Source organism: Maritimibacter alkaliphilus HTCC2654 (assembly GCF_000152805.1).
In the GTDB taxonomy this organism is placed as follows: Bacteria; Pseudomonadota; Alphaproteobacteria; order Rhodobacterales; family Rhodobacteraceae; genus Maritimibacter; species Maritimibacter alkaliphilus.
Genome location: NZ_CH902578.1, coordinates 2,846,865 through 2,856,028, shown reverse-complemented (window position 1 = coordinate 2,856,028; position 9,164 = coordinate 2,846,865). Strand labels below are relative to the sequence as shown.

General features: G+C 62.9%; 9 protein-coding genes (1 of these 9 only partly in view). 1 reads left to right on the top strand and 8 read right to left on the bottom strand.

From position 1 onward, the window contains the following. The 4 genes from msrQ to RB2654_RS14835 form a co-directional block, all read right to left on the bottom strand. Positions 1-107, bottom strand: partial view of a protein-methionine-sulfoxide reductase heme-binding subunit MsrQ gene (gene msrQ, locus RB2654_RS14850; RefSeq protein WP_008333324.1) — the 5' end (the start) only. Its footprint begins 511 nt before the window's first position; only the first 107 of its 618 coding nucleotides appear in the window; the start codon lies at positions 105-107; its stop codon lies beyond the left edge, outside the window. Then, a complete protein-coding gene (msrP, locus tag RB2654_RS14845) occupies positions 107-1,003 on the bottom strand; it encodes a protein-methionine-sulfoxide reductase catalytic subunit MsrP (RefSeq protein ID WP_008333323.1) in 897 nt (298 codons plus the stop codon). The genes msrQ and msrP overlap by 1 nt, the downstream gene beginning before the upstream one ends. 68 nt (positions 1,004-1,071) lie before the next feature. Further along, a complete protein-coding gene (locus tag RB2654_RS14840) occupies positions 1,072-2,577 on the bottom strand; it encodes an FMN-binding glutamate synthase family protein (RefSeq protein ID WP_008333322.1) in 1,506 nt (501 codons plus the stop codon). Positions 2,578-2,591: 14 nt separating this feature from the next. Next, complete coding sequence (locus tag RB2654_RS14835; protein WP_008333320.1) at positions 2,592-3,356, bottom strand: FkbM family methyltransferase; 765 nt, start codon at positions 3,354-3,356, stop codon at positions 2,592-2,594. A gap of 352 nt (positions 3,357-3,708) precedes the next feature. Here RB2654_RS14835 and RB2654_RS14830 point away from each other — a divergent pair, with 352 nt between their 5' ends. Next, a complete protein-coding gene (locus tag RB2654_RS14830) occupies positions 3,709-3,960 on the top strand; it encodes an EF-hand domain-containing protein (protein ID WP_008333318.1) in 252 nt (83 codons plus the stop codon). 56 nt (positions 3,961-4,016) lie between these two features. Here the strand turns inward: RB2654_RS14830 and RB2654_RS14825 are convergent, their stop codons facing one another. The 4 genes from RB2654_RS14825 to clpB all read right to left on the bottom strand — a co-directional run bounded on the left by RB2654_RS14825 (position 4,017) and on the right by clpB (position 9,081). Then, the gene (locus RB2654_RS14825; RefSeq protein ID WP_008333316.1) at positions 4,017-4,466 is read right to left on the bottom strand and encodes an Mpo1 family 2-hydroxy fatty acid dioxygenase; all 450 of its coding nucleotides are present in this window, start codon (positions 4,464-4,466) and stop codon (positions 4,017-4,019) included. Between the two features lie 70 nt (positions 4,467-4,536). Beyond that, a complete protein-coding gene (locus RB2654_RS23590) occupies positions 4,537-5,211 on the bottom strand; it encodes a TetR/AcrR family transcriptional regulator (RefSeq protein ID WP_008333312.1) in 675 nt (224 codons plus the stop codon). Next, on the bottom strand, positions 5,208-6,323 hold the full coding sequence (locus RB2654_RS14815; protein ID WP_008333310.1) for a YhgE/Pip domain-containing protein: 1,116 nt from the start codon (positions 6,321-6,323) through the stop codon (positions 5,208-5,210). The genes RB2654_RS23590 and RB2654_RS14815 overlap by 4 nt, the downstream gene beginning before the upstream one ends. A 136-nt stretch (positions 6,324-6,459) precedes the next feature. Continuing rightward, positions 6,460-9,081, bottom strand: coding sequence for an ATP-dependent chaperone ClpB (gene clpB / locus RB2654_RS14810; RefSeq protein WP_008333307.1), 2,622 nt, complete (start codon positions 9,079-9,081; stop codon positions 6,460-6,462). Positions 9,082-9,164: the final 83 nt, after the last annotated feature.

Below are 9,164 nucleotides of genomic sequence, written 5' to 3'. Positions count from 1 at the left end.
ACCCCCTGATAGAAGAGCCACGCGGGCGGGATCACCCCGATCAGATAGATCGGCCAGGCGGGCACCTTTCGCAGCGCGCCGTTTATGGTGCGGGCAATCTCGGACATCAGTAGTTCTCGGACAGGTCCATGCCGGCATAAAGGCTGGCGACCTGATCTTCGTATCCGTTGAACATCAGCGTCTCTTTACGCGCGGCGAAAATGCCCGCGCCGATCACGCGTTCGGTGGCCTGAGACCAGCGCGGGTGATCCACGTTCGGGTTCACGTTACTATAGAAGCCGTACTCGCGCGCGTTCGCCTTGTTCCAGGTTGTCGGCGGTTCGTCCTCGACCAGCGAAATCCGCACGATCGATTTGATCGACTTGAACCCGTATTTCCACGGCACCACCAGCCGGATCGGCGCGCCGTTCTGCTTCGGCATCGGCTCACCGTAAATTCCGGTGGCCATAATAGTGAGAGGGTGCATCGCCTCGTCCAGCCGCAGACCCTCGACATAGGGCCATTCCACGACGGGGAACCGGACACCCGGCATCTCGTCGGGGCGGTAGGCGGTTTCGAACGCCACATACTTGGCGCCGGACTGAACGCCGACCTTTTCAAGAAGCTGATTCAGCTCGAACCCGTTCCACGGGATCACCATCGACCACGCCTCGACACAGCGGAACCGATAGATGCGCTCCTCGACCGTCATCCCATCCATGATGTCGGCCATGGAATAGGTGCCGGGCCGATCCACCAAACCGCCCACTTCGATCGACCACGGATCGACCGTCAGCATATGCGCGTTCTTGGCCGGGTCTTCCTTGCCGGTCCCGAACTCATAGTAGTTGTTGTAGTTGGTGATCTCTTCGAGCGTGTTGGGCTCGAGCTCGTTCTGCGCCAAGGCCGGAGCGGCGAGGCCACCGGCCATGAGGCCAGCGGCGCTTGCCATGATCTGCCGCCGATTCAGAAAAAGCGCCTTCGGTGTGACGTCGTCACGAGTCAGGTCGGGTTTGTATCCCATTGGGTCCTCCTACGTCCTTCTTTCTCCCGTCTTACGGAAGAAACGAGAACCGGCCCAATAAAGGTGCATCACGATAGTGCGTGAGTACTGTAACTTGGATAAATCTCGTTCATCGGGATCGAGCGGCCATCGCCCTGCACGATCCGTACGTGCCGCCGCCGCATCTGGCGCGGTTCGGCGACGCCCACGGAATGCGCGATGGTTTCGACCTCGTGGATCATGTTCTTGGCGAAACTCGCGACCTTCGCCGCCTTGTCCTTGGGCACCAGCCCCTTCTGCAAACGCGGGTCGTGCGTGGTCACCCCGGTCGGGCAGGTGTTCTTATTGCACTTCAGGGCCTGAATGCAGCCAAGGCTGAACATGAACCCGCGCGCGGACACGACGAAATCGGCCCCCGCGCAAATGGCCCATGCCACGTCAGACGGGTTCACCATCTTTCCCGACGCGATCATGCGGATGCGGTCATGAAGCCCACGCTGGTCGCGAAGGTCCACGATCCGCGGCAGCGCCTCGCGGATCGGCATCCCGACGAGGTCGATGAGCGGCATGGGCGCGGCCCCCGTGCCGCCCTCACCGCCATCGATCGTGATGAAGTCCGGCGCACTGTCGGGGCCGCGCCGCATGATGCAGTCGAACAGGTCCGAGAACGGATCGACCGCGCCGACCACCGTCTTGAACCCGACGGGTTTCCCCGTGACCTCGCGAATGTGGCTGATGACGTCGAGAAGATCGTCCCAATCGTCGATCTCTTCGTGGCGGTTGGGCGACTCGCTCGCCTTGCCGACCGGGATGCCCCGGATGCGCGAGACCTCTTCATCCACCTTGGCCGCCGGAAGGATGCCGCCCTTTCCGGGTTTGGCCCCCTGCGCGAGCTTCATTTCGAACATCTTCACTTCGGGCCGGGCCGCCACCTCGCGCAGTTTCGCGTCCGAAAGCTTGCCGTGTTCGTCGCGCACCCCGTATTTCGCGGTCCCGATCTGATAGACGACATCGCATCCACCCTCGAGGTGATAGTCGGACATGCCGCCCTCGCCGGTGTTCAGCCAGACGTTCGCTTTCTTGGCCCCCATCGACAACGCGCGCACGGCGGGCTGGGACAGCGCACCATAGGACATGCCGGAGATGTTGAAGAAGCTCGGCGCCTCATACGGTTTCGCCGCCGTCGGCCCGATCACCATCGGCGCTGTCTTGGCATACTGGAACCCCAGCGGCGGAAAGGCTGCGTTGACGAAGATGGACGTGCCGGGGGTCGAGATATTGCGGGTCGAGCCGAAGGCCACCGTATTGTCCTTGCCGGCCGCCGCCCGATAGACCCAGTCGCGCTGCGCCCGGTTGAACGGCATCTCTTCCCGGTCCATCGCGAAGAAGTATTGCCGGAAGAATTCACCCAGCGAGGTGAACAGGTGCCGGAAGCGCCCGATGACCGGATAGTTGCGGCGAACGGCGTCAGCGGTCTGGAACTTGTCGACCGCCCACCAGATCAGGACGAGCGCGACCACCGCCCCGATCAGGAAGATGAAGAACATGGCGAGGTATTCGAGAACCCAGAAGGTCGTGCTCAACTCGTTTTCCATCGCGCGCTTCCCCTCTACTCGGCGGCCACATCGCCCGCCTGCGATTTGTGGATCAGCAGGTGGTTCTTGTTCAGCCGGTAGCGTTGCACCGTCTTGTCGATGACGTAGTCATGCGCCTCGGCCCAAGCGAAGAACGCATCTTCGTTCTCGTTGTCGACCTCGACCAGCAGAACCGGGTTGTGGGATGAAATCGTGTCCTCCAGCCCGGCGAGTGCCATCATCTCCATCCCCTCGACGTCGATCTTGATGAGGTCGGGGGTCACGCCCGCCAGCAGCGCATCGCCCGGCACGACCATCAGGTCGCCCTCGCCCGGCAGCATCTTGGCCCCGCCAAGGTTGCGTTCGCGCTTCTGCATGGCGTAGCCCTGCTCGGCCTTTTCCGACAACCCGACGCCCAGCTTGGACAGGTCGAACACATGCTCCAGCCGATTGATGAGCACATTATGAATGAGAAGGCGGAAGGCGAGCAGATTGGGCTCCACCGGGATCACCTTGCCGGCCTTCAGAATGAGCGCCGCATATAAGGAGTGGTTTCCGACGTTCGCGCCGATATCGACGAAGGTGCCGCCTTCGGGAAACAGCCGCTTCAGATCCTTCAGTTCCTTTTGCTCATAGAACTGGCCGCGACGGTGATTTCGCTGGATCGGGTCGTTCTCCATGTCCACGCAGAAACTCACCCGCGTTTCGTCCACCAGAGTGTGAATGATGGTCACGTCATGCGCGCGGAACGGTTTGCCGAATTTGATCTTGGTGAGGATGCGTTCGACGTCGGGGCTCATACCGCCTCCCGGTTCGGTGCTGCTCAAAGGGGTCTCGTGCCCCGGTTGACCCGATCATGCCGCGCGCGAGTCGCGCGAACAAGGGAAAACCGGACCGTATCCGGCCGTCGCACGCCGATAGGAAAATGACCTGAACGAGAGCGGCCTTTCGCCCGCCGGCCCCCCGCAGGTCGGTGCGCTTCCGCCGTGTGGCGAAAGCCCGCCTTTGACGATCCTGTTTCCGCCTGCCTGATCGGCCTCGCCGCGCAATCCGGCGCCCAAAACCGCATTTAGGTCAGATCTCCGATGCACCGCGCAATGGGGCGTGACCAAGTGTCCTCACCCCGACAGACGGGACCCTTAAAGAGAGGACATGAACATGAAGATCGCGAACCTTGCCATCGCAGCCACGCTGACCATCGGATCGGTCGCCATCGCGCAGGACGTGAAGGTGGTCGATATCGACGCGGACGGCGTCATCTCGGTCGAAGAACTCATGGCGGCCTATGACGACGTGAACGAAGACATCTTTACCGCGTCCGACACGAACGGGGACGGCGTTCTCGACATGGACGAGCTTGCCTCGGCACAGGAGGACGGTCTGATCCCGTCGGGCGAGATGTAACCCCGCATCTCATCCGCCCCCGGAACGGCCCCTGCCCCCCTGCGGCGGGGGTCGTTTCAATATTTCACGCCCGCGCGCGCGTAGAGAAACGACATCAGCCACGCAGGCCCGATCAGCAGGAACTGCACGTCCTTGAAGAACGACGGCTTCTTGCCCTCGACCTTGTGACCCCAGAACTGCCCGATCCAGGCGAGCACGAACAGGATCAGGGCCGTCGCCCAGATCGGCAACGGCACCAACGCTTCCAGAGCCTGTATGATGAGATACCCGACAATCAGCACCACCACGAAACCCACGGCAAGCGGCGGCGACAGCACGGCATAGTATATGAGCGCGGCGACGGCGACGGGCCACAACAGGTTCACACCGGCAATGGGCGGGATCGCATAGATCAGTGCCATGACGCAGACGAAAATGACCGGCACGCAAATCCAGTGCACCATCTTGTTCGTCGGGTTCTGATGGCTTTCGCCATACTCCGACAGTAATGCATCGACTTTTCTCATGATGGCTCCTCCCGGCAAGAGGATACGCCAGACCGGGCGAACTCCAAACGGTGGATTGCCGAACCTCGCGTCAACGCCGGTCGAGCGTGGCATCCAATCCGTCGAACATGACGGTCAGCATGAAATCCACCTCGGTCGCATCGTCCCAATCCCGGTTCGGCGCAAGGATCGAACGGTGCAGGAAATACCCCATGATGAACGACCCCAGCGTGCGGAAGAAGCGTTCCCGCTCAAGCTCGGTCTGTGGACCGAACATCGCCACGGTGCCGGACAGCTGATCGAAAAGCGGCGTCGCCTCGTGGATCATCACCGCGCGCAGGTCGGGGTTCACCAGCGCCTCCTGCAAGAGGATCTTCACCAGCGGTTCGTAGACGCGCATGAAATGCAGCCGCGACAGCATCACGGCCCTCAGCACCGCCCGCCGATCCCCTTTGTGCCGGTCGATCAGCTCATGCGCCTCCTGCTCGGCCGCCGGGGTCAGGATATGCCGGACGACGGGTTGCGTGATCCTGAGCAGCAGCGCCTTCTTAGACGGGAAATGCCGGAAAATCGTCGCCTCGCCGATCCCGGCCCGTTCGGCGATCATCTTGGTCGATGTACCGTCGAACCCGAACTCGGCAAAGCAGTCGAGCGCGGCGAGGATCGCGAGGCGTTTTTTCGGCGCACTCGGACCCTCTTCCTTCTCGACCGCGTCCAATACGGCCCTGAAGGCATCGCTTTCGAACCGGCTGTCGGCTTTGTTCATGCGGCGGTCGTGGCTCCGGTCGCCCCGGCCCGTGCGGGAAGCGCCGCGCGGATCCAGATCAGGGCCAGCCCGAGTATCGCGATGATCGCGACAAGGACAACCGGATAGGGCATGGCGACACCATGCACCGCGCCACGATAAGCTGCGCCAATCTGCTCCAGACCGGCCCAACTCGTGATCCGCGACAGCCACTCGGGCGCTGCGGCCGCCGGGGCCATGACCCCGCCGATGGCCGACTGGTAAAAAGCGAGCGGGAGGAGAAGGATCACCACCCACAGCCCCAGAAGCGAGAGCAGGCCGACAAACAGCCATGACAACGCGATGGCGGTCGGCCAGACGACAAGCCAAGCAGGCAGGAACGCGCCCCAACCGGCGGTGGCCCCAACGACCAGCGCAAGACAAAGCGAGGCGAGGCCCATCACGAGAACCGGAATCAGCGTGCGTGTCAGGGCAACCGTGCCCCGATCCGCCCGCCCGCGCGTCGCAAGGGTCATCATAACGGCGCCGACGAGCGAGGCGAGCCATGTGGTATAGAGCATCGCGAACGGCGCCTGCATCGACGCCATCGGACCGGCTTCAACGACCGAGGTCACATCGGCCGCCACCGGCATCTCTCCGGTCGGCATGCTACCCTCTTTCATCGCGAGGCGCAGCGAGGCGACTCCGGCAGACATCGCGGCTGGCAACATTCGCTCCAACTGCTGCGCCATCTGGAACTCCGCGACGGTCACGGCGGGCGATGTCACGATCTCGAACCGCGCCTGCTCGCCCTTGAACGCCTTGGCCGAAAAATCGGTAGGAAAAACGAGAAGAACACTCAGATCGCCGGCTTCCAGCGCCGCGACAGCGTCGTCACGGTTGTCGAAGGACTGCGTGGCGAAGGGCATCTGACCACCCAAGCCCTGCAACATCCGCTCCGACACTTTGACGGGCGGCATCGGCAGGCCTTCGTCCTGATTGACGATGCCCAGCGTCATCGCCTGTGCCGTCTTCTCCGGGTCCATCGGTGCGGTGAGCGTGAAGACGGAAAAGATGAGCATGATGAGCACGGGCACGATGATCGCCTGTTTGGCCATCGGCCCTTCGAAGAACGAATTGATGTGAGTTTTCATGGGTCGCCTCCCGATCCGTAATGCGAGTAAACACTCGCTCGCACATGCGAGTGTTTACTCGCACGACCCGAGTCGGTCAAGGCAAAGAAAAAGGGCGGGGTCTACCCCGCCCTTTCTCGCACCAACGCGTGCGTCCTTAGTGGACGACCGCATCATTCGGTTTCGGGTTCGTCGAGTTTCCCACCCGGTCCCCGATGATAAGCCCGTCGGCCCCGGCCGTGACCGGGATCGTCGCCCCGTCCAACACGTCACCCGACAGGATCATCTCGGCCAGCGGATCCTGGAGCGCCTTCTGGATCACGCGCTTCAGCGGGCGCGCACCATAGACCGGATCATATCCCTGATCCCCGAGCCATTGCTTCGCATCTTCGTCCAGCGTCAACGTGATGTTGCGCTTGGCCAGACGCTTGGCGAGCAGGCCAAGCTGGATGTCCACAATGCCCGACATATCCGCCCGGCCCAGCCGGTCGAAGATTACGGTTTCGTCCAGACGGTTCAGGAACTCGGGCCGGAAATGCGCCCGCACGGCGTCCATGACGTCCTGCTTGGCCTTCCCGGCATCCGCCCCGTCCGGAAGCTGGCTCAAGGCCTGCGATCCGAGGTTCGAGGTCAGCACGATCAGCGTCTGCTTGAAGTCGACCCGGTGACCCTGCCCGTCGGTCAGAACACCGTCGTCCAGCACCTGAAGCAGCACGTTAAACACGTCCGGGTGCGCCTTTTCGACCTCGTCGAAAAGGACGACCTGATAGGGCTTGCGCCGCACGGCTTCGGTCAGAACGCCGCCCTCGTCATAGCCAACATAGCCCGGAGGGGCGCCGATCAGACGCGCGACCGCGTGCTTTTCCATGAACTCCGACATATCGATGCGCACCATCGCGCTGTCGTCATCGAACAGGAACTCGGCCACCGCCTTGGTCAGCTCGGTCTTACCCACGCCGGTCGGCCCGAGGAACAGGAAGCTGCCCAAGGGCCGCGCTTCGTCGTTCAGACCCGCACGGGCCCGACGCACGGCATTGGCCACCGCGCGCACCGCCTGATCCTGACCGATGACCCGCTTGTGCAGGCCCTCTTCCATCCGCAGCAATTTCTCGCGCTCGCCTTCGAGCATCTTCGAGGTCGGGATACCCGTCCAGCGCTCGACCACTTGCGCGATCTGCTCGGGCCGGACGGCCTCTTCGACCATCACGTCTCCCTCTTCCTCGGCCTTCTCGGCTTCGGAGAGTTTGCGCTCAAGGTCCGGGATCACGCCGTAGGACAGCTCACCGGCCTTGGCGAGGTTGCCCTCACGCTTGGCGATGTCCAGATCGGCCCGCGCCCGGTCAAGCTGCTCTTTCAGCTCGCGCGCACCTTCCAGCTTGGCGCGTTCGGCTTGCCATTTGGCGGTCATGCTCGCCGATTGCTCCTGCAACGCCGACAACTCGCCCTCGAGTTTCTCGAGCCGGTCTTTCGACGCGGCATCGTCCTCTTTCTTGAGCGCCTCGGCCTCGATCTGAAGCTGGAGAATGTTGCGGTCGAGCTGGTCGAGTTCCTCGGGTTTCGAGTCGACCTCCATCCGCAGACGGCTCGCCGCCTCGTCGACAAGGTCGATGGCCTTGTCCGGCAGGAACCGGTCGGTGATGTAGCGGTTGGACAGGGTCGCCGCCGACACAAGCGCGGAGTCCGAGATTCGCACGCCGTGGTGCAGTTCATACTTCTCCTTGATACCGCGCAGGATCGAGATCGTATCCTCGACCGTCGGCTCGTCCACCATCACCGGCTGGAACCGGCGGGCAAGGGCCGCGTCCTTCTCGACATACTTGCGGTACTCATCCAGCGTCGTGGCGCCGACACAGTGAAGTTCCCCGCGCGCGAGCGCCGGTTTGATGAGGTTCGCGGCATCCATCGCGCCGTCGGTCTTGCCCGCGCCCACAAGCGTGTGCATCTCGTCAATGAACAGGATGATTTCCCCGGCCGCCGCCTGAATCTCGTTCAAGACGGCCTTGAGCCGCTCTTCGAATTCACCCCGATATTTCGCGCCGGCGATCAACGCGCCCATGTCGAGCGCCATGAGCTTCTTGTTCTTGAGGCTCTCGGGCACGTCACCGTTGATGATGCGCAGGGCAAGGCCCTCGGCGATCGCGGTCTTACCGACGCCCGGATCACCGATCAGGACCGGGTTGTTCTTGGTCCGGCGCGACAGCACCTGCATCGCGCGGCGAATTTCTTCGTCCCGCCCGATGATGGGGTCGATCTTGCCGTCCTGGGCGGCTTCGGTCAGGTCGCGGGCATATTTCTTCAACGCCTCGTAGCTGTCCTCGGCCGACGCGCTGTCGGCCGTGCGACCCTTGCGCACGTCGTTGATCGCGGCGTTCAGCTTCTGCGCCGACACCGCGCCCGCTTCCAGCGCATCCTTGGCCGCCGATTTGGTCAGCGCCAGCGCCGTGAGCAGACGTTCGACAGGGACGAACGAGTCGCCCGCCTTCTTCGCGACCTTCTCGGCCTCGTCCAGCACGCGGGCCGTGGCATTGTCGAGATAGACCTGCCCGGCATCCCCCGTCACACGCGGGATCTTGGCGACGGCGGCATCGACGGCTTCGACGACCCGCTTCGGCTCCCCACCCGCCTGACGGATGAGGTTCGCAGCCATGCCTTCTTCGTCGTCCATAAGGGCCTTGAGCAGATGCTCGGGCGCGAGTTTCTGGTGGTTTTCGCGCATCGCGATCGTTTGGGCGGCCTGAATGAACCCACGCGACCGTTCGGTGAATTTTTCCAAATTCATGGCATTTTCCTCTCGTTAAGCGCCCTGTGAATTGTGGTGCCCGCCCTGCGGCACACCCCTGTCTGGGCCTCGGATCATAGATG